This window comes from Rossellomorea oryzaecorticis (genome assembly GCF_045897515.1).
Lineage (GTDB): Bacteria > Bacillota > Bacilli > Bacillales > Bacillaceae_B > Rossellomorea > Rossellomorea enclensis.
This window is the reverse complement of the sequence record NZ_JBJOSA010000003.1, coordinates 151,393-171,516: the sequence shown is the minus strand read 5'-3', so window position 1 is coordinate 171,516 and position 20,124 is coordinate 151,393. Positions and strand designations below refer to the sequence as shown.

Genomic DNA, 20,124 nt, shown 5'->3' with positions numbered 1-20,124 from the left:
AGGTGGCCAAAATTTTAGTGGCGGAAGATGAAGAAGTACTTAGAATGCTGGTGGTTGATACCCTGGAGGATGAGGGTCACGAACTTCATGAAGCGGCGGACGGCAGGGAAGCCGTCTCAAGCATTATGGAACATGACTATGACCTGATCCTCCTCGATTATATGATGCCTTTATTTACAGGGCTTGAAGTCATCGAAAAGGTAAGGAACACACCGGAGAAACAAGACGTGAAAATCATGATGGTTTCGGCCAAAAGCCAGCAGGCGGATAAGGAACGGGTGCTGAAATCAGGTGCCGACTACTTCATTGCGAAACCATACAGCCCAATGGAACTTGTCCAGCGGATCGAGGAAATCTTGAATGAAGAGAATTAGGGGGTTTTTCCAAACAAGCCTGCGCAATCAATTCATCGGTGTGATGACCAGCTTCATCTTTATTTTCCTGATCGGGGCTGCCTGTTTGTTTCTCTACAATCAATACATTACGGATGAATATCAAGCGGAACGAGAAAAGCTCAATGAGAAAGAAGCAGTGGCTGAACAGCTGAACAGGGCATTCAGCAAAGCCTTCTTTGATGCCAGGGGCTACGTTGCATTTGGAAGGCTGGAGCTGAAGGAAAGCATTTACCGTCAGGAAATCGTGATCGAAAATACCATCGAGAAATTCAGGATGCTTGCGATCGAACCAGAGGATCAATCGTTCATCAAGGATGTAGAAGAATTTTCTGCATACTATTTTAACCAAATCGTCGCGAATGCCATTACAAATTACGACAACGGAGACTTCGAAGCGGTAAAAAAAGCATCTGCAGACGGAGGAACTGCCACTGTTGACACTTTTCAAAATCAGATGAACGACTATAAGGATTCAATCGAGCAAAAGAGTGATGAGGCATATGAAGAGGTGAAACGTAAGCAATCCCTCAGCCAGGGGGCCTTTGTCCTGTTCATTTTCCTTATGCTCCTGGTGTTGATGAGAATCATGAGAATGCTGGCAAAACAAATCGGCAGCCCGCTCAATCAGGTCGCAACCGCAGCCGAGCAGATTGCCGAAGATGAAACGTATCAGAGCTGGTCTTTTGAAAACAATCGGAAAGATGAAATCGGGAAGGTGTCTCGGGCATTTGAAAAAATGATCCACCGGATTCAATTGAAGGAAGAGGATTTGCTCGCCCAGAATGAGGAGCTTGTCGCCCAGCAGGATGAACTTGAATCACAGCAGTCGAAGCTTGAGCATCTGCTTACGGTTGCCAAACTTCGCGAACAGCAGCTCGAGCGGCGCAATGAATTCATCAACGGGATTTCTTATTCCCTCAACAAACAGGAAGTGCTGGATAGCATCGTAGACACGATGTGCGGGGTCATGGACGCCTCGCGCGGAATGATTGTCCTCCTTGATGAGAAGAAGTCGCGTGCATCATGCGGGATTTCCGAAAAGGGAGTGGAGCAGTTCATCAACTATATGGATAACGGACTTCATCAGCGTTTAGTTCAACAGAAGAAAGCTTTTTCGGTTAAACGTGGGCTTGTGGAGGCGGAGAAGAGCTATCATCTTGAAACGATGTATTCTTATGATCTTTTCATCCCGATATTATCGCTGAGCAAAGAGGTGGAAGCCATCATGGTCTTCAGCCGCTTCGGCCAGGATTTCAATCCGGAGGAACTGAAAGAATACAAGAGTCTCAGCAAGCAGATTTCCATCTCCCTTCAAAAGATCAACCTGTTTGAAGAGTCGGAAAAAGACCGCCATATGAACCAGGATATACTGAATAACATCCAGGAAGGCATCCAGCTGGTCGATAACGACGGGAACAGCATGCTGATGAATACGAAACTGGCGAAAATCATCCAAGGGGAGCTGTGTGCCCTGCAGCAGGCACCTTATCAAGAATGGAAACAGGCGCTTGCAAGCCGGGTTGAAGATCCTAAAATGCTTAACCGGTATTATGAGATGGTCATAGAATCGGAAAAAGCCGGCAGGCATCTCCATACGTACCATCTCGAAGACGGCAGAACCGTCTATCAGGTGTACTCGGAGTCTCTCTACCGTGGTGATGAGAAAGTGGGCACGATCTTCGTCCACCGGGACATCACAAAGGAATTCGAAGTCGATCAGATGAAATCGGAATTCGTCTCGACGGTCAGCCATGAACTGCGAACTCCGCTTTCGAGTGTACTCGGCTTCACCGAATTGATGCTGACGAAAGACTTGAAGCCGGAAAGAACGAAGAAGTATCTGACCACCATTTATCAGGAAGCCAAACGATTGACGTCGCTGATCAATGATTTTCTTGATGTCCAGCGGATGGAGTCCGGCAGGCAGACCTTTGATAAACGGTACGAGGACATCGTCCCGATCATCCAGCATGTCATCAACACCCAGAAAGTCAATGCGCCCCATCATACATTCACCATTGAGAAAGACACGGATTGTACGATGGTCCTCGGCGATAAAGATAAATTATCACAGGCGTTCACGAACCTGATCAGCAATGCCATCAAATATTCACCCGACGGCGGAACCATCACCACCCGGGTTTATGAAAAACAGGATATGGTGTTCATCAATATCATAGATGAAGGACTCGGCATCCCGGATGATGCCTTCCCTAAGCTGTTCACGAAATTCTATCGGGTCGACAATTCAGACCGCAGAAGGATCGGCGGCACAGGGCTGGGTCTTACAATCGTAAAGGAAATCATCGAGAATCATGACGGCAGTATCAGGGTAGCTTCTGAAATAGGGAAGGGAAGTACGTTCACGGTCTGCCTCCCGATGGTGACACTCCAGACCTTCAAGGAGGAAGAATCAAGCGGCGATGGCATGTCGATCACGGTCATAGAGGATGACATCAACCTCGCATCGCTGCTCACGGCAGAGTTATCCGGAAGCGGATTCCAGGTGCAGCATGCGAAATCCGGAGAAGCCGCGATTGAAAAAATAACTGAGTTCAAACCGGATGCTGTCGTCCTCGATATCATGCTCGAAGGAACCATGTCGGGCTGGGACGTTCTCGAAGCCCTGAAAGCAAATGAAGAGCTGTGCGACATCCCGATCATCATCTCATCCGCACTCGATGAAAAAGAAAAAGGCATCACACTCGGGGCAGTTGATTACCTTGTGAAACCCTATCACCCAAGTGAACTGTCCAAAACCATTCTTCATCTGCTCCTGAAAAGCGGGAGGAATGGGGAAGTGCTGATACCTTTTAAAGAGGAATAAAGTGAAGGCCCGTCCCTGAGCGCGTTAACGTATTAACGTATCGAGGGGCGGGCCGATTTTTATTTCATGGGAAGATTGTAAAGAGCTTTTTTAAAGTTATAGTAGTGGTTTTTTTGAGGATTTTATCGCTATTTAAGGTGAGTGATTGTTCAAAGTACCGGCTTTCGTTTTGAGATAATGATCCTGGGAGAAAAATAGAGAGGATATGTTATGGGCAGAACTGTTTAAGAGCGGAATTTTTCATATAAGTGCGAAATTCCGGATATAAGTGCGGAATATTGATTATATGTGCGAGCTGACGATTTTTCGACATAAGCAGACAAAATCCGGTGCCCGCCCGTCCCAAATCTCATACCCTCTCCCAATCCAAAACAAAAACCCCGGCGGTCAAAGCCGTCGGGGGAGACTCTCAAAAAAGAGTATTATTTATTGTTCATATCGTTGCGAGTGATGATGCGGTCGATTAAACCGTATTCCTTCGCGCGCTCGGCAGTCATGAAGTTGTCGCGGTCAGTATCTTTCGCGATGACTTCTAGCGGCTGGCCAGTGCGGTCTGCGAGGATCTGGTTCAGTTTTTCACGAAGGAATAGAATGCGCTTCGCAGCGATTTCGATTTCCGTCGCCTGACCTTGTGCTCCTCCAAGCGGCTGATGGATCATGACTTCTGCATTCGGAAGGGCAAGTCGCTTGCCTTCAGCACCTGCTGCAAGAAGGAATGCACCCATTGAAGCGGCCATACCGATACAGATTGTTTGTACATCAGGCTTGATGTATTGGATCGTATCATAGATCGCCATACCTGCCGTGATGCTTCCGCCAGGTGAGTTGATATAGATGGAGATATCTTTCTCCGGATTTTCAGACTCCAGGAATAGAAGTTGTGCTACAATGGAGTTCGCCACATTATCATCGATGGCGCTTCCAAGCATGATGACACGGTCTTTCAAAAGACGGGAATAAATGTCATATGCACGTTCGCCGCGGTTCGTTTGTTCAATAACTGTAGGAATTAAGTTCATCCTTCGTTCCTCCTTAAAGTACACTTTTTTATTTGTATTTAATACATATTCACTTTGTACTGTAATCATACACTGTTGGTCAATAAAGGTCAAACCTGACGCATCAGTGATTCTTACACTATGTAATCCTTTCTACATCATACCCATCCATTCCTTTTTTAAACAGAGAAAACGTATTGCATTCCTGAAAAAAGTACATTATAATATACTTTCGGACGATAGTTTTGCAAGTCCACATACATGCCCTCGTGGTGCAACGGATAGCACGTAAGATTCCGGTTCTTAAAATGGGGGTTCGATTCCCTCCGAGGGCGTACGAAGACCTTGTGTTTGTTGAGTTTATCAGCGGACATGAGGTCTTTTTTTGTTTACCTTGTTTGGGTGCTTTTCAATTGTTTATACCACGCAACGAATAACACGCAATGGGAGGAATAAACATGGCAGAAAGAAAAGCAGAGGTTAGCATCAAAGTATTAAATAGGTTAGTTCCTGAAAGAGTCTAATAGGCAGTGGAAAATAAAAAGACTTTTATTTTACGTATTTAACCGTTAATAGACTTGTCTTTGTTACATTTAAATGAAGTGCTCAAATATTAATAAATTTCTTTTGTAATGGATTGTGCAATTTCAATAAATTCCTTCGGGTTTGTTATAAACCACTCTTTTCCACCACCAGAATTATTATCTTTTTGATTTCTGTAAGTTAGTATATAATGAATAGTTTTTTCTAATAGGAGAGGATTGTCTGACCTTATTTCAACAGGAATAATTGGCTTCTCAGGTAAACGTGTTGCTTCAGAAAAAATCCGATCTTTTGTCCGCCCTTTGGTTTTTCCGATTTTACATTTCCATTTCTCAAGGGAATCTTTTTTATATTCAGGGAAATAAAATAAGTATACAGATCCAGAACCAGCCCCCAGTACTATTGTATCTTCATTACTATTAATATTTTCTTTTTCTAAGTTATTCTGATTTTTATGTTGTTGTGTTGTTTTGGTATTTTCTTTTGGATAAATGATCCAATAGGAGTAAGAAGGATGTTTAGTGGCGAGTTGTTTTTTTCTCAAATTCTCTAAAGCTTTTTTTATTGTCCGCGGTACATCGATAGCCTCTGATTCAAGACCGCCTCTTAGTAAGTGCATTTGAGTTACTTCTTTGACAATTGCGTTTCTAGTCACTTTTCTTCCTGCAAAACATTCAGTTATCAACGGTTCACAGATAGCGGGGGTCAAGGGTTGATTTTTAAATGTGAATTCTAAGTTTTTTTGCATATTAATCTCTCCTTCCATTTCTTGTACTGAATCAATTTTTCTATTATTTAATTTATGGTCGCATTTAAGAGGAAATATACTTATACTACCTTAAAGGAAAAATGAGAAAATAAGATAAAGGTTTAATTAGTGAATTGATAAATATATCCTTTTTTATTTTGTCCCCCCTATTACCAAACAATTCCCATTAACGAAACCCCCGATTTCATGTAAAATGAGGGGAGGAGGTTAGAAGGATGAATTTGAACACAGGATTATGGCAGAAACAGCAACTAAAGCTTCAGATGACCCAAGAGCTAAAGCAGGCCATCACCATCCTCCAGTATTCCACGTTGGAACTGAATGCTTTCCTCGAAACAAAGGCATTGGAGAATCCCCTCATACAAATAGAAGACCCCATCACAGACATTCCCGTCCGGGGAGAGTCTTATTATAATAATGAAAAAAACAAGACCGATTTCACTGAGTTTCTATCAGTCTCCAAGAAAACACTTGAAGAGCATCTTTTTCTTCAATTGGATTTGAAATCGTTTACATCGATTGAACTAAAAATCATGAAAGACCTGTTTTACAGCCTGGATGAGAACGGATATCTGCATATTGAAACGGAAGATTTCCTCTCCAGGCATGATCTGAAATCCGGCGAGCTCCAGTACTATATTGACAGACTGCAAGAATTGGAGCCTGCCGGCATAGGGGCCCGTTCCCTGCAGGAGTGCATTTCCCTCCAGTTAAAGCGAAGAGAGGCCGCAGAGCTTGCCCGAACGATCGTCGAAGAACATTTCGATGATTTTGCCGCGAAAAAATGGAAGGGGATTGCGAAGGATTTGGATGTCGACCTGAAGGACATCCAGAAGGCCGCAGATCTCATCCGGGAGTGCAATCCACGTCCCGGAGCACTATACAGCGACGGACCTTCTCATTACATCGCCCCTGAATTGGTCGTGAAAACATCGGGTGGGAATGAAGTCTCTGTTTCCCTTTTTGACGGGACGACTGTCAAGGTGATCTATAATGAGGAATACAAGGATTTCCTCGAGCATCACCCCGATAAGGAAACCGTACGTTACCTGAGGGAGAAGGACCAGGAATTCCAATGGCTACTTCAAAACCTGCAGCAGAGGAAACAGACGATTCTAAAAGTGGGTAAATTGATTGTCGAAAAGCAGAAATCATTCTTCCTCGAAGGGCCGTCCGGTCTGCAGCCGCTGACACTGAAGGAAGTGGCCGATGAAGCGGGAGTCCATGAATCGACGGTAAGCCGCGCGGTCAAGGGTAAGTATATGCAGACCCCCTATGGAATCTATGAAATGAAGTACTTCTTCAGTGCCGCCATTAGAACACTGAGCCCAGAAGACTCCGGAGCGGCTTCTTCCACTGCCATCAAAAATGAATTACAGCGCCTGGTGGACGAAGAAGATAAGAAAAAACCGCTGTCCGATCAGAAAATCGTCAATATGCTCATCGACAAAGGCTTTGATGTCTCGCGCCGGACGATCGCCAAATACCGTGACCAGCTGGGGATTTCTTCGTCTACGATGAGGAAGCGGTATGAATAGAATGAAATGAACCTTGCGGATGGACATAGTCGTAATAGGCTGGTGAATTTTGTTGGAATTCGGACAGTATGATGAAAACGGACAATTTTTTGAGGATACGGACAAAAAGTTTAAAATACGGACATTTTTTCTTAAATACGGACAAAAAATTAAATTTGCCGACAATTTTACAAAAAACGACAAAATCCGTCGGCTTGGCCAACCGCCCAAACCATTTGGACCGAACCTTCATATATAGTAATATCAGTTGTACCAGGTATAATGAACATGTTTTGTAACTGGTACAACTGACCAACAAAAGTACCACCCCTTAAATCATTCGCAAATCACTAAACGGAGGACCAAACCAATGAACCCAGTCATCTTCTACACCAGAAACCAATGCCATCTCTGCACCGACGCGAAACTGAACCTGAAACTCGTCCAGGACGACCTGAAATTCGAGATCATCGAGAAGGATATCGACGAGAGTGACGAGCTGACGGAGCGTTTCGGACTCATGATTCCTGTGGTGGAATATGACGGAGAAATCATTCAGTACGGGCAAATTGACTATTTTACACTGAGTAACCGTTTACATGAAAAAACCCAGTAGTTTCTAGTTGAAATGCGATATCCATACTGATAGAATTGACGTTGAAAGCAGGGATGAATTTTTTTTGGAGTCAGTGGGACACAATATGTCTATGCGGGACTTTTAGAGTCCAACCAGGCATAAGCCGCATTTTCATCAACAACAATGTGAGGCAGTGTTTATTGCATATCCATTGTGGAATTACTATAAAGTGGCAGTCACTCACTCCATGTAAGGAGCTTTTACCGATGGAATCCATTATAGATATACAAAAGCGATTATTACCCGACCTGCTTGAAGTTATGCAAAAGAGGCATCAGATTCTCCGTTCGATTCAATTCTTACAGCCGGTCGGCCGCAGGAGCTTAGCGCAGAACCTCGGGCTGACGGAACGGGTGTTGAGAAGTGAAGTGGAATTCCTGAAGAATCAGGATCTCATCTCGATCAAGACATCCGGGATGATCATGACCGAAGACGGCATGAAGCTCCTCGACAGGATTGAAAACATGATGAGAGAGATTTCAGGGATCAATGAAATGGAGAAAAGATTACAGTCTTTACTCAATCTTAATGAAATTGTCATCGTTCCTGGGAATAGTGATGAGTCTCCCTGGGTAAAAGAAGAATTGGGGCGTGCGTCTGCTTTTAGTATGAAACAGCGCCTTGAGGGGAATAATATCATCGCTGTGACCGGCGGTTCTACCATGGCGGCTGTCGCAGAAATGCTGACACCCGACTTTTCCGGATCCGACACGCTGTTTGTTCCTGCGCGCGGCGGAATCGGGGAAGATGTAAAGAACCAGGCCAACACGATTTGTGCAAAGATGGCAGAGCATACAGGGATGCGCCACCGCGTATTGTATGTTCCCGATCAGGTGAGTAAAGAAGTCTACAAATCCTTTTTGAAGGAACCGATGATCAAAGAGGTCTTGAATTTAATCAAGTCGGCGAACATGGTTCTTCATGGAATTGGAGATGCTATTACAATGGCTGAAAGACGCAAGACGTCACCGGATGATTTTGAAAAAATCACGGTGGGTCACGCTGTTGGTGAAGCGTTCGGCTACTATTTCGATGAGTCGGGGGAAGTGGTACATAAAGTGCCGACCATCGGACTCCAGCTTGAAGACCTGAAGCATATCAATCATGTGTTTGCGGTTGCCGGCGGCAGCTCGAAAGCGAAAGCGATCCGGGCATATTTAAAGAGTGCTCCCTCTTCAACCATCCTGATCACGGATGAAGGAGCAGCGAAAGAGCTTTTAAAAGGCTGAAGCCTTTTGAAATATAAAAATCATCCTTACACACACTAAAGGAGGAAATAATATTATGGCAACTAAAATTGGTATTAACGGATTTGGACGTATCGGACGTAACGTATTCCGTGCAGCACTTAAAAACGATAACGTAGAGGTAGTGGCAGTCAACGACTTGACTGATGCAAACATGCTTGCTCACCTTTTACAATATGATACAGTTCACGGAACTCTTGAAGAGAAAGTAACTGTTGACGGTGACACTCTTGTTATCGGCGATAAAAAAGTAAAAGTACTTGCTGAGCGCGACCCTGCTCAACTTGGCTGGGGCGACCTCGGTGTAGAAGTGGTCGTTGAATCTACTGGCCGTTTCACAAAGCGTGCAGACGCTGCGAAACACCTTGAAGCTGGTGCGAAGAAAGTCATCATCTCTGCTCCTGCAACAGATGAAGACATCACAGTTGTTATGGGTGTTAACGAAGACAAGTACGATGCAGAGAACCACAACGTGATCTCTAACGTATCTTGTACAACTAACTGCCTTGCTCCATTCGCGAAAGTCCTTAACGACAAGTTCGGAATCAAGCGTGGTATGATGACTACAATCCACTCTTACACAAACGATCAGCAAATCCTTGATCTTCCGCATAAAGACTACCGTCGTGCGCGTGCGGCAGCTGAGAACATCATCCCTACAACTACGGGTGCTGCGAAGGCTGTATCACTAGTTCTTCCTGAACTAAAAGGCAAATTGAACGGTGGAGCAGTACGTGTACCGACTCCAAACGTTTCTCTTGTTGACCTTGTTGCTGAACTAGACAAGAACGTTACTGCTGAAGATGTAAACGCAGCATTCAAAGAAGCTGCTGAAGGCGACCTTAAAGGAGTTCTTGCTTACAGCGAAGAGCCACTAGTATCAACTGACTACAACGGAAGCCCTGCTTCATCAACAATCGATGCATTATCTACTATGGTAATGGAAGACAACATGGTGAAAGTCATCTCTTGGTATGACAACGAGAGCGGATACTCTAACCGCGTAGTTGACCTTGTTGATTACATCGCTTCTAAAGGTCTTTAATCCGACATTAATGTAAATTGACATTATCAGCACGGTGAGGATGGATAAATTCTGTCCCACCCTCTATAATGGAAAGGGATGAAGGGGAGCGGGGAAGATTCCCCACTCCCTTTTTCTTGTTCCTATACTGAATTTTCTTTTCATTTTGAAAAGAAACACAAAAGGAGGCCTTTTACGATGAATAAAAAATCAATCAAAGATGTTGATGTAAAAGGGAAACGCGTATTTTGCCGTGTCGACTTCAACGTACCGATGTCAGAAGGCAAAATCACGGATGAAACCCGTATCCAGGCTGCACTTCCAACAATCAAGTATCTTGTGGAAGGCGGAGCGAAAGTCATCCTGGCGAGTCACTTGGGCCGTCCTAAGGGTGAAGTGGTAGAAGAACTTCGTTTGACTCCGGTAGCGGAAAGACTTTCAGAGCTGCTTGGAAAGAACGTAGCTAAAGCGGACGAAGCATACGGAGAAAACGTACAAGCCAAAATCAGCGAAATGGCTGATGGTGATGTACTCGTTCTCGAAAACGTGCGTTTCTATGCCGGCGAAACAAAGAATGACCCTGAACTTGCAAAAGAATTCGCGGAGCTTGCAGATCTTTATGTGAACGATGCATTCGGTGCAGCCCACCGCGCGCACGCTTCAACTGAAGGTGTGGCAAAGCATCTTCCGGCTGTCGCAGGATTATTGATGGAAAAAGAGCTTGAAGTACTAGGCAAAGCACTTTCAACTCCTGAGCGTCCATTCACTGCGATCATCGGCGGAGCGAAAGTCAAAGACAAAATCGGTGTCATCGATAACCTGTTAGATAAAGTGGACAACCTGATCATCGGAGGCGGACTTGCTTACACATTCGTGAAAGCACAGGGGCACGAAGTAGGAAAATCCCTTTTAGAAGAAGATAAAATCGACCTTGCAAAGCAATTCATGAAAAAAGCTGAAGAAAAAGGCGTTAAATTCCTTATGCCTGTCGATGTAGTCGTTGCTGATGACTTCTCAAACGACGCAAATACAAAAGAAGTGGATATCGATTCGATCCCGTCTGATTGGGAAGCACTTGATATCGGTCCTAAGACAAGGGAATTATTCCAAGCGACAATCAAGGATAGTAAGCTTGTCATCTGGAACGGACCTATGGGTGTATTCGAACTCGATGCATTTGCAAACGGAACAAAAGCCGTAGCTGAGGCGTTGGCCGATGCGACAGATACATACTCTGTCATCGGTGGCGGTGACTCTGCAGCAGCTGTCGAAAAATTCGGCTATGCTGACAAGATGAGTCATATCTCTACAGGCGGAGGCGCATCACTTGAGTTCATGGAAGGCAAAGAACTTCCAGGTGTTACAGCCCTTAACGATAAATAATTCAGCAAAAACATTATGATAGCCAAGAAAGGATGAGCACTATGCGTAAGCCGATCATTGCAGGAAACTGGAAAATGAACAAAACGGCATCAGAAGCAAAGACTTTCACTGAAGAAGTAAAAGGATTGGTTCCTGATACAGATAAAGTCGACTCTGTCATCTGTGCACCAGCTCTATTTTTAGAAAACCTGGTTGAACAGACAAAAGACAGCAAGGTGGCAATCGGTGCACAAACCATGCACTTCGAAGAAAACGGAGCTTTCACTGGCGAAGTGAGCCCTGTGGCTCTAGCAGACATCGGTGTTGAATATGTGATCATCGGCCACTCAGAGCGCCGTGAAATGTTCAATGAAACAGACGAGTCCGTAAACAAGAAAACTCTTGCTGCATTCAAACACAACCTGACTCCGATCGTGTGTGTCGGTGAAACATTGGAACAGCGTGAGAACAATGAAACGAAGGATCTTGTCGGGTCCCAGGTGAAAAAGGCGCTTTCCGGTCTTACTGAAGATCAAGTCAAGAAGACAGTCATCGCTTACGAACCAATCTGGGCAATCGGAACTGGCAAATCTTCTACTTCAGAAGATGCCAACGAAGTATGCGCCCATATCCGTCAAGTTGTTGCAAGTGAATTCTCACAAGCTGCAGCAGATTCTGTACGCGTACAGTACGGCGGAAGCGTAAAGCCGAACAACATTAAAGAATATATGGCTCAATCCGACATCGATGGGGCTCTGGTAGGCGGCGCAAGCCTGGAACCTCAATCGTTCCTTCAGCTACTGGAGGCAGGTTCTCATGAGTAAGTCACCAACAGCTTTAATCATCTTAGACGGCTTCGCATGCCGTGACACGAACGAAGGAAATGCTGTTGCACAGGCAAAGAAACCGAACTTCGACCGCTTGTGGAAAAAGTACCCGCATAACCAGTTGACGGCTTCCGGTGAAGCGGTCGGTCTCCCTGAAGGACAGATGGGTAACTCCGAAGTCGGCCACCTGAACATCGGTGCAGGCCGCATCGTCTATCAAAGTCTGACACGCGTGAACCTGGCGATCCGTGAAGGGGAATTCGAAACGAATGCAACCTTCCTTGATGCCATCAACCACGTGAAAGAAAAAGGGACAGCCCTTCATATCTTCGGTCTTCTGTCAGACGGCGGCGTACACAGCCACATCGAACACTTATACGCACTCCTTGGCTTAGCGGCACAGGAAGGCGTAGAGAAAGTCTATGTGCATGCGTTCCTTGACGGACGCGACGTCGGTCCGCAGACAGCACCGAAATACATCGAAGAGGCAGAAGCGAAAATGAAGGAAATCGGCGTCGGCGAATTCGCCACGATTTCCGGACGCTATTACTCAATGGACCGTGACAAACGCTGGGAGCGTGTAGAAAAGTCCTACCGTGCGATGGTGTACGGTGAAGGACCTGATTACACAGATCCGATGCAGTTGATCAACGACTCATATGAAAAAGGAATCTACGATGAATTCGTTCTTCCTTCTGTCATTACAAAAGAAAATGGAGAGCCGGTTGCAACAATCAAGGACGAAGATGCAGTCATCTTCTACAACTTCCGTCCGGACCGTGCCATCCAGATTTCAAATACATTCACGAACGAAGATTTCCGCTACTTCGTACGCGGCGATAAGCATCCTAAGAATCTTCACTTCGTATGCCTGACAAAATTCAGTGAAACGGTGGACGGCTTCGTTGCCTTCAAACCGACGAATCTGGATAACACGCTGGGTGAAGTTCTGTCTCAAAACGGTTTGAAACAGCTTCGCATCGCCGAAACGGAAAAATATCCTCACGTCACGTTCTTCATGAGCGGCGGCCGTGAGAATGAATTCCCGGGCGAAAAGCGGATCCTGATCGATTCACCGAAAGTGGCAACCTATGACCTTCAGCCAGAGATGAGCGCCTATGAAGTGACAGATGCTCTGCTTGCCGAAATCGAAGCAGACAATCACGATGCGATCATCCTGAACTTTGCAAACCCTGACATGGTCGGCCACTCCGGAATGCTTGAACCGACGATCAAGGCAGTCGAAACAGTCGATGAATGCCTCGGCAAAATCATCGACCTGATCGAGAAAAAAGGCGGAACGGCCATCATCACAGCCGATCACGGTAACGCCGACGAAGTCCTTACCGAAGAAGGCAAGCCGATGACCGCCCACACAACCAACCCGGTTCCTGTCATCGTCACCAAAGAAGGAATCGAACTCCGCGACGGCGGAATCCTTGGAGATCTTGCTCCGACGATGCTTGATCTGCTGAAAGTGGATCTGCCGAAGGAAATGACGGGGAAATCATTGATTAAAAAATAAATTGTAGAAACAGTACTTTGCAGGGGCCAGCGGGTTCATACCCAGAGTTGATTGGAGCGGAAGGCACTCGACTCCTGCGGGATATGCGGGACAGGTGAGACGTGTCCAGCTCTAGGGCTTAGAGGCACATGTCATAAGTCAACTCGTCCAAGAAGGCAAAGAACGCCTTCGTGGCCGATTCGCCTTATGCCACCCGCCTCTGTGCAAAGCCCTTCCGCTTTTCTTCCCGCAGGCGAAGCCAAGGAGGCTCACCGCCCGCCCCGCGGAAAGCGAGTGCCTGCAGCGGAAATCAACGGCCCTTATTACAAGAGTATGATAAAAACCTAACTATAAAGGAGAGTTATTTTTATGCCATTCATTACAGACGTATACGCACGTGAAGTACTAGATTCACGCGGTAACCCAACAATCGAAGTAGAAGTTTACACTCAATCAGGCGCTTTCGGACGCGCACTTGTTCCATCCGGAGCATCTACTGGTGAATACGAAGCAGTAGAACTTCGCGACGGCGACAAAGGCCGCTACCTTGGTAAAGGTGTTCAAAAAGCAGTCGACAACGTAAACAACGAAATCGCTGAAGAAATCATCGGTTACGACGTAACTGAACAAGTGGCGATCGACCAAGCGATGATCGCGCTTGACGGTACAGAAAACAAAGGTAAACTGGGTGCGAACGCAATCCTTGGTGTTTCCATGGCTGTTGCACGCGCAGCTGCTGACTTCTTCGGTGTGGAACTTTACCAATACCTTGGAGGATTCAACTCTAAGCAGCTTCCAGTTCCAATGATGAACATTGTCAACGGCGGAGAGCACGCTGACAACAACGTTGACATCCAGGAATTCATGATCATGCCTGTAGGAGCTCCTACTTTCAAAGAAGGACTTCGCATGGGTGCTGAAATCTTCCACAGCCTGAAGTCAGTTCTTAAATCTAAAGGCTACAACACGGCTGTAGGTGACGAAGGCGGATTCGCTCCTAACCTTAAGTCCAACGAAGAAGCACTTTCTACAATCATCGAAGCAATCGAAAATGCAGGCTACAAGCCAGGCGAAGAAGTTCTTCTTGCAATGGACGTAGCAGCTTCTGAAATCTACAACAAAGAAGACGGTAAATACCATCTTTCTGGTGAAGGCGTTGTTCGTACGTCTGCTGAAATGGTTGACTGGTATGCTGAAATGTGCGACAAATACCCAATCATCTCAATCGAAGACGGTCTTGACGAAAACGACTGGGAAGGTTTCAAACTTCTTACTGACCGCATCGGAAACAAAGTTCAGCTTGTTGGAGACGACTTGTTCGTAACAAACACAACGAAGCTTGAGCAAGGTATCGAGCAGGGTATCGGTAACTCCATCCTGATCAAAGTGAACCAAATCGGTACACTTACTGAAACATTCGATGCAATCGAAATGGCGAAGCGCGCAGGCTACACTGCAGTTATCTCCCACCGTTCTGGTGAAACAGAAGACAGCACAATCGCTGACATTGCAGTTGCGACAAATGCCGGCCAAATCAAAACAGGTGCACCATCACGTACAGACCGTGTAGCGAAATACAACCAATTGCTTCGTATCGAAGACCAATTGGCACACACTGCACAATACCTTGGTGTGAAAACTTTTTATAACGTTAAGCGCTAATTGAAGTTTTAATTAGTGAGGGCAGCCCCGTTGGTGACGGGGCTGTTTTTTTCTGTTATGGGGTGTCGCGTGGTGTGTGCTGCCGGACTGAGCGCTCGGTCGGGCAGGGGGGAGACTGATCAGCGGCTGTAGAAGCAGTTTATCTTCTGAATGCGTTCGTTTTACCTGTTTTTTATTAAAAATAGACAAATTAGTCTTTAAAAGAGTTGCCAAGGTGCAATACAGAGGTCATATATTTGATGGAATCTCCTTCTGCAACGGATTTCATGCAACTTATCCAACTTTGCATTCCACATTTTGAATTTACGTGCAACTTTTACAAAATACGTTCCAGTTTTCTAAAATACGTGCAACTTTTCATTTTTATGCACCACTTAGAATCATTCTAATCTGCCAGCGAAGTACCATACCCGAAATGTCCAAAACCTTTATTTGTCTGTTTTTAACTGTCCCGATTCTAACAGATATATGTTTCATTCCGGCCCGAAAAAAATCCCACTCCTCCCAAACCCAACACTTTCCACAATTATGCGAATATTACCTTGTCCGTACCATGTCCCTATGGTAAACTAAGAATGTTGTAATGTTCGTATCAGGAGGTGGGACTCATGCACGCTTTATTAGTCACTTTGCTTATCATTGATTCAATTGCCCTTATCGCTTTGGTTTTACTTCAATCAGGTAAGAGTGCTGGACTTTCAGGGGCCATCTCTGGTGGTGCAGAACAGCTTTTCGGAAAACAGAAAGCACGCGGTATCGACTTGGTATTACACCGGATCACCATCGTGCTGGCGGTATTATTCTTTATTTTAACAACTGCAATCGTTGCGATATAATACAAAACCTGATCTCTAATAGGGTCAGGTTTTTTTATTTTTATCCCTATAATGCCGCTATTGATTTCCGTGCAAGACTTCGCTTTCCGCGGGTAGCCCGTGAGCCTCCTCACTCATTCCCATGGTTTAACTGTCTAGCTGCAGGGCTTAGAGGCACATGTCATAAGCCAAACCGACCAAGAAGGCAAAGAACGCCTTCCAGGCCGATTCGTCTTATGCCACACGCCTCTGAGCAAAGCCCTTCCGCTTTTCTGATAGGAGTCTTCGTCTTGCACTCCAATCAACCGCTGATAACGCGCTAAAATAAAAAGCGAAATATTGGATTGTAACCACAATCTTTGCTAAAAATAAAGAGTAAACCATTTAAACGATCGTTTAACTCATTGAACCCATACGCATCAAGGGTTCGCCAATCTTAATCAAACGTTTGTTTAAAAAAACAAACCGAAATCCCATTACATAAACAAATCTTTTAAACAATCGTTTAAACCGTTGTAGCCCGCCTCATCAACACTGGATGGAGTTAATCAAACGTTTGTTTAAATTCAGAGAAAAGGAGTCACACTATATGAAGACCGTTTTACCAAAGCCATTTACATTCGAAGCCGGCCCGAGAGCCGTTTTGCTGCTGCACGGATTCACCGGCAACTCGGCAGATGTGAGGATGCTCGGCCGCTATCTTGAAAAGAAAGGATACTCTTCACACGCACCTCATTATAAAGGACATGGTGTACCGCCTGAAGAGCTGGTTCATACAGGCCCTGAAGACTGGTGGCAGGATGTCATGAACGGATATCAGCATCTGAAGGATAAAGGCTACGAAGAAATCGCCGTTGCCGGACTGTCATTGGGTGGGGTATTTTCCTTGAAATTAGGTTACACTGTACCTGTAAAGGGTATTGTACCAATGTGTGCGCCTATGTATATAAAAAGTGAAGAAGTCATGTATAAAGGGGTCGTGGAATACGCCCGCGAATTTAAAAAATTTGAAGGAAAACAGGAAGATCAAATTGAAAAGGAAATAGAAGAGTTCAAGAAGACACCGATGAACACGCTGAAAGCTCTTCAGGAACTGATTGCCGATGTGCGCGGGAATGTCGATATGATCTATTCACCGACATTTGTCGTACAGGCAAGACATGATCATATGATTAATACCGATTCTGCCAACATTATTTATGATAACGTTGAATCGGACGAAAAGGACTTAAAATGGTACGAAGAATCGGGTCATGTCATTACACTGGATAAGGAAAAAGAGCAGCTTCATGAAGATGTGTACAATTTCCTTGAAAAATTGGATTGGACTGTTTAATGAATAGCAAGAGCAGGAGGGAATGTCATGGACGAAAATATTAAAGAGCATGTGGATAAACTCCTTTCCTACATGAGAGATGAGGCCTATAAGCCGCTGACGGTACAGGAGTTGGAGGAAGCATTCGGAATCGAGGGCTCCACCAATTTCAAGGATTTTGTAAAGGCGCTTGTCGTGATGGAAGAGAAGGGTCTTGTGGTGCGTACCCGCAGCAACCGGTATGGGCTGCCGGAAAAAATGAATCTGGTAAGAGGAAAGGTTTCCGCCCATGCGAAAGGATTCGCTTTCGTCATACCTGAGGAATCGGGCATGGATGATATCTTCATCCCTCCGAATGAAACAAACAACGCGATGCACGGGGACATCGTCCTTGTACGTGTGTCATCGAACTCGTCGGGTTCAAGACGGGAAGGGACCATCGTCCGGATCGTGGAACGTGGTGTCGATCAGATGGTCGGTACGTTCACTCAAAGCAAACACTTTGGATTCGTCATCCCTGATGATAAGAAGTTTGCAAGCGACGTCTTTATCCCTAAGTCCGCCCAAAAGGGAGCTATCGAGGGACATAAGGTTGTCGTGAAGCTAACGGCTTATCCTGAAGGCCGGAAGAGTGCAGAAGGGGAAGTAGTTGAAATCCTCGGTCATAAAAATGATCCCGGCGTCGATATCCTGTCGATCATTCATAAACACGGCATCACGGTCGAGTTTCCTGAAGAAGTGATGGAACAGGCAAATAATGTACCCGATACGATCGACGAATCCGAGATTCCGAATAGAAGGGACCTGCGTGACCAGACGATCGTTACGATTGACGGAGCGGATGCAAAGGACCTTGATGATGCGGTCACGGTGACAAAGCTCGACAACGGCAACTACAAGCTTGGAGTACATATCGCCGATGTCACCTACTATGTAAAAGAAAGCTCTCCTATCGATCAGGAAGCATTTGACCGCGGAACGAGTGTATACCTGGTAGACCGGGTCATCCCGATGATCCCGCACCGACTCTCAAACGGAATCTGTTCATTGAATCCGCAGGTGGACCGTTTGACACTTTCCTGTGACATGGAAATCTCACCGGATGGGGATGTCGTCAAACACGAAATCTTCCAGAGTGTCATCAAGACAACGGAAAGAATGACGTACTCTGATGTAAATAAAATTCTTGTCGACAAAGACGAAGAGCTCCGCACGCATTATGAGCCGCTGGTGCCGATGTTCGAGCAAATGGAAGACCTTGCCCAGATCCTGCGTACAAAACGGATGAAACGCGGCGCCATCGACTTTGATTTCAAAGAAGCAAAAGTCCTTGTCGATGATGAAGGGGAACCGACGGATGTCGTCCTGCGTGAACGTTCCGTTGCAGAAAAACTGATAGAAGAATTCATGCTCGTTGCCAACGAAACGGTGGCGGAACATTTCCACTGGATGGAAGTACCGTTCATTTACCGTATCCACGAAGATCCGAAAGAAGACAAGCTGCAGCGCTTCTTCGAGTTCATCACGAACTTCGGATTGATTGTAAAAGGCACAGCCAACTCCGTACACCCGCGCGCCCTTCAGGAAATCATTGAAGACGTACAGGGTAAATCGGAGGAAATGGTTGTCTCTACGATGATGCTCCGTTCGATGCAGCAGGCGAAATATGATCCTGAAAGCCTCGGTCACTTTGGACTGGCGACAGAGTTCTACACTCATTTCACATCGCCGATCCGCCGTTACCCTGACCTGATCGTCCACCGTCTGATCAGAACGTACCTGATTGAAGGGAAAATCGATCAAGCGACGCGCGATAAATGGGGAGCGCAGATGGGCAATATCGCGCAGCATACATCAAGCCGCGAGCGCCGTGCTGTCGACGCAGAACGTGAAACGGATGAACTGAAAAAAGCAGAGTACATGGAAGACAAAGTAGGGGAAGAGTACGACGGGATCATCTCTTCCGTCACGAACTTCGGTATGTTCGTCGAACTGCCTAACACGATTGAAGGTCTTGTCCATGTCAGCTACATGACAGACGATTACTACCGTTTCGACGAGCGGCACCTCGCCATGATCGGCGAGCGGACAGGCAACGTCTTCCGCATCGGTGATGAAATCACGATACGCGTCGTCAGCGTCAACAAAGACGAACGCGCCATCGACTTCGAAATCGTCGGCATGAAAAACAACCGAAGGGAAAGGCCGTCCGAATCCCGCACTTTCCGCTCAGACAGCGGAAAAGGAAAATCCCCGTCACGTAAAAAAGAAGACGGAGAATGGTCAACCCGCCCGCCCAAAAACAACAAAAAGAAAAAGAAAAACAAAAAACACTACGAAAACGCCCCAAGAAGCAAACGTAAAAAGAAAAAGTAGGCTTTTTGTTAGATGATAGATAAGGGTAAATATATTTGAAAATTTATGGTGTAAGAGGATTGTGTTGTGTATCTGGTCATTCCAGCTTTTGATTGGAGTGCAGGACGAAGACTCCTGCGGGAGAAGCGAGTTAGGTGAGACCCCGCAGGAGCGCAGCGACGAGGAGGCTCACCAACCGCCCGCGGAAAGCGAAGTCCTGCACGGAAATCAAAAGCGGTATAAAGAACCGAATATATATAACTTGTGAGCAAAGCTAATCCTTTGCTTCTTTCCTTTTCATACAAATCTTCACCAAAATATGAGATA

Annotated in this window: 15 protein-coding genes and 1 tRNA gene; 14 read left to right on the top strand and 2 right to left on the bottom strand. The window is 45.8% G+C overall.

The features are described from left to right. Nucleotides 1-2 precede the first annotated feature (2 nt). Nucleotides 3-374: a response regulator transcription factor gene (locus ACKA06_RS05065; RefSeq protein ID WP_032086627.1), complete on the top strand. Its 372-nt coding sequence runs from the start codon at nt 3-5 to the stop codon at nt 372-374. Next, nucleotides 361-3,222 carry an ATP-binding protein gene (locus tag ACKA06_RS05060; protein ID WP_411159118.1) on the top strand — a complete coding sequence of 954 codons (2,862 nt, stop codon included), beginning with the start codon at nt 361-363 and terminating at the stop codon, nt 3,220-3,222. Before ACKA06_RS05065 ends, ACKA06_RS05060 begins: the two co-directional genes overlap by 14 nt. 422 nt (nt 3,223-3,644) lie before the next feature. Here ACKA06_RS05060 and clpP read toward each other — a convergent pair whose 3' ends face one another. Beyond that, nucleotides 3,645-4,241 (bottom strand): ATP-dependent Clp endopeptidase proteolytic subunit ClpP, encoded by a 597-nt coding sequence (clpP, locus tag ACKA06_RS05055; protein ID WP_032086625.1) that lies wholly within the window; start codon nt 4,239-4,241, stop codon nt 3,645-3,647. 242 nt (nt 4,242-4,483) lie between these two features. Between clpP and ACKA06_RS05050 the strand changes: the two genes are divergently transcribed. Continuing rightward, nucleotides 4,484-4,555 (top strand) — tRNA-Arg (locus ACKA06_RS05050). Between the two features lie 278 nt (nt 4,556-4,833). Here ACKA06_RS05050 and ACKA06_RS05045 read toward each other — a convergent pair. Next, a complete protein-coding gene (locus tag ACKA06_RS05045; RefSeq protein WP_411159117.1) occupies nt 4,834-5,511 on the bottom strand; it encodes a GIY-YIG nuclease family protein in 678 nt (225 codons plus the stop codon). Nucleotides 5,512-5,747: 236 nt separating this feature from the next. On the opposite strand from ACKA06_RS05045, the gene rpoN reads away from it, so the two are divergent. The 11 genes from rpoN to rnr all read left to right on the top strand — a co-directional run bounded on the left by rpoN (nt 5,748) and on the right by rnr (nt 19,818). Next, nucleotides 5,748-7,070 (top strand): RNA polymerase factor sigma-54, encoded by a 1,323-nt coding sequence (rpoN, locus tag ACKA06_RS05040; protein WP_198257967.1) that lies wholly within the window; start codon nt 5,748-5,750, stop codon nt 7,068-7,070. A 349-nt stretch (nt 7,071-7,419) separates the two neighbouring features. Next, nucleotides 7,420-7,665: a glutaredoxin family protein gene (locus ACKA06_RS05035; protein ID WP_032086621.1), complete on the top strand. Its 246-nt coding sequence runs from the start codon at nt 7,420-7,422 to the stop codon at nt 7,663-7,665. 227 nt (nt 7,666-7,892) lie between these two features. After that, nucleotides 7,893-8,915, top strand: a complete 1,023-nt coding sequence (locus ACKA06_RS05030; RefSeq protein ID WP_064563488.1) for a sugar-binding transcriptional regulator — start codon at nt 7,893-7,895, stop codon at nt 8,913-8,915. A 55-nt stretch (nt 8,916-8,970) separates the two neighbouring features. Further along, nucleotides 8,971-9,978, top strand: a complete 1,008-nt coding sequence (gene gap / locus ACKA06_RS05025; protein ID WP_411159116.1) for a type I glyceraldehyde-3-phosphate dehydrogenase — start codon at nt 8,971-8,973, stop codon at nt 9,976-9,978. Nucleotides 9,979-10,155: 177 nt separating this feature from the next. After that, entirely contained in the window at nt 10,156-11,340 is a 1,185-nt protein-coding gene (locus ACKA06_RS05020; RefSeq protein WP_411159115.1) for a phosphoglycerate kinase, read from the top strand. Between the two features lie 41 nt (nt 11,341-11,381). Next, a complete protein-coding gene (gene tpiA, locus ACKA06_RS05015; RefSeq protein WP_032086617.1) occupies nt 11,382-12,143 on the top strand; it encodes a triose-phosphate isomerase in 762 nt (253 codons plus the stop codon). Then, complete coding sequence (gene gpmI / locus ACKA06_RS05010) at nt 12,136-13,671, top strand: 2,3-bisphosphoglycerate-independent phosphoglycerate mutase (RefSeq protein ID WP_411159114.1); 1,536 nt, start codon at nt 12,136-12,138, stop codon at nt 13,669-13,671. Before tpiA ends, gpmI begins: the two co-directional genes overlap by 8 nt. 348 nt (nt 13,672-14,019) lie before the next feature. Next, nucleotides 14,020-15,312: a phosphopyruvate hydratase gene (gene eno, locus ACKA06_RS05005; RefSeq protein ID WP_032086615.1), complete on the top strand. Its 1,293-nt coding sequence runs from the start codon at nt 14,020-14,022 to the stop codon at nt 15,310-15,312. A 608-nt stretch (nt 15,313-15,920) separates the two neighbouring features. Beyond that, nucleotides 15,921-16,148 (top strand): preprotein translocase subunit SecG, encoded by a 228-nt coding sequence (secG, locus tag ACKA06_RS05000; protein WP_032086614.1) that lies wholly within the window; start codon nt 15,921-15,923, stop codon nt 16,146-16,148. A 568-nt stretch (nt 16,149-16,716) separates the two neighbouring features. After that, nucleotides 16,717-17,463 carry an alpha/beta hydrolase gene (locus tag ACKA06_RS04995; protein ID WP_058299643.1) on the top strand — a complete coding sequence of 249 codons (747 nt, stop codon included), beginning with the start codon at nt 16,717-16,719 and terminating at the stop codon, nt 17,461-17,463. A 27-nt stretch (nt 17,464-17,490) separates the two neighbouring features. Then, nucleotides 17,491-19,818 (top strand): ribonuclease R, encoded by a 2,328-nt coding sequence (gene rnr / locus ACKA06_RS04990; protein ID WP_032086612.1) that lies wholly within the window; start codon nt 17,491-17,493, stop codon nt 19,816-19,818. Nucleotides 19,819-20,124 lie beyond the last annotated feature (306 nt).

What these genes read in the sequence shown, in the direction of transcription:
- tpiA (WP_032086617.1), top strand. Translation starts at nt 11,382, where the DNA reads ATGCGTAAGCCGATCATTGCAGGAAACTGGAAAATGAACAAAACGGCA.
- ACKA06_RS05060 (WP_411159118.1), top strand. Translation starts at nt 361, where the DNA reads ATGAAGAGAATTAGGGGGTTTTTCCAAACAAGCCTGCGCAATCAATTC.
- rnr (WP_032086612.1), top strand. Translation starts at nt 17,491, where the DNA reads ATGGACGAAAATATTAAAGAGCATGTGGATAAACTCCTTTCCTACATG.
- rpoN (WP_198257967.1), top strand. Translation starts at nt 5,748, where the DNA reads ATGAATTTGAACACAGGATTATGGCAGAAACAGCAACTAAAGCTTCAG.
- ACKA06_RS05045 (WP_411159117.1), bottom strand. Translation starts at nt 5,511, where the DNA reads ATGCAAAAAAACTTAGAATTCACATTTAAAAATCAACCCTTGACCCCC.
- gap (WP_411159116.1), top strand. Translation starts at nt 8,971, where the DNA reads ATGGCAACTAAAATTGGTATTAACGGATTTGGACGTATCGGACGTAAC.
- ACKA06_RS04995 (WP_058299643.1), top strand. Translation starts at nt 16,717, where the DNA reads ATGAAGACCGTTTTACCAAAGCCATTTACATTCGAAGCCGGCCCGAGA.
- secG (WP_032086614.1), top strand. Translation starts at nt 15,921, where the DNA reads ATGCACGCTTTATTAGTCACTTTGCTTATCATTGATTCAATTGCCCTT.
- eno (WP_032086615.1), top strand. Translation starts at nt 14,020, where the DNA reads ATGCCATTCATTACAGACGTATACGCACGTGAAGTACTAGATTCACGC.
- ACKA06_RS05020 (WP_411159115.1), top strand. Translation starts at nt 10,156, where the DNA reads ATGAATAAAAAATCAATCAAAGATGTTGATGTAAAAGGGAAACGCGTA.
- ACKA06_RS05030 (WP_064563488.1), top strand. Translation starts at nt 7,893, where the DNA reads ATGGAATCCATTATAGATATACAAAAGCGATTATTACCCGACCTGCTT.
- ACKA06_RS05035 (WP_032086621.1), top strand. Translation starts at nt 7,420, where the DNA reads ATGAACCCAGTCATCTTCTACACCAGAAACCAATGCCATCTCTGCACC.
- gpmI (WP_411159114.1), top strand. Translation starts at nt 12,136, where the DNA reads ATGAGTAAGTCACCAACAGCTTTAATCATCTTAGACGGCTTCGCATGC.
- clpP (WP_032086625.1), bottom strand. Translation starts at nt 4,241, where the DNA reads ATGAACTTAATTCCTACAGTTATTGAACAAACGAACCGCGGCGAACGT.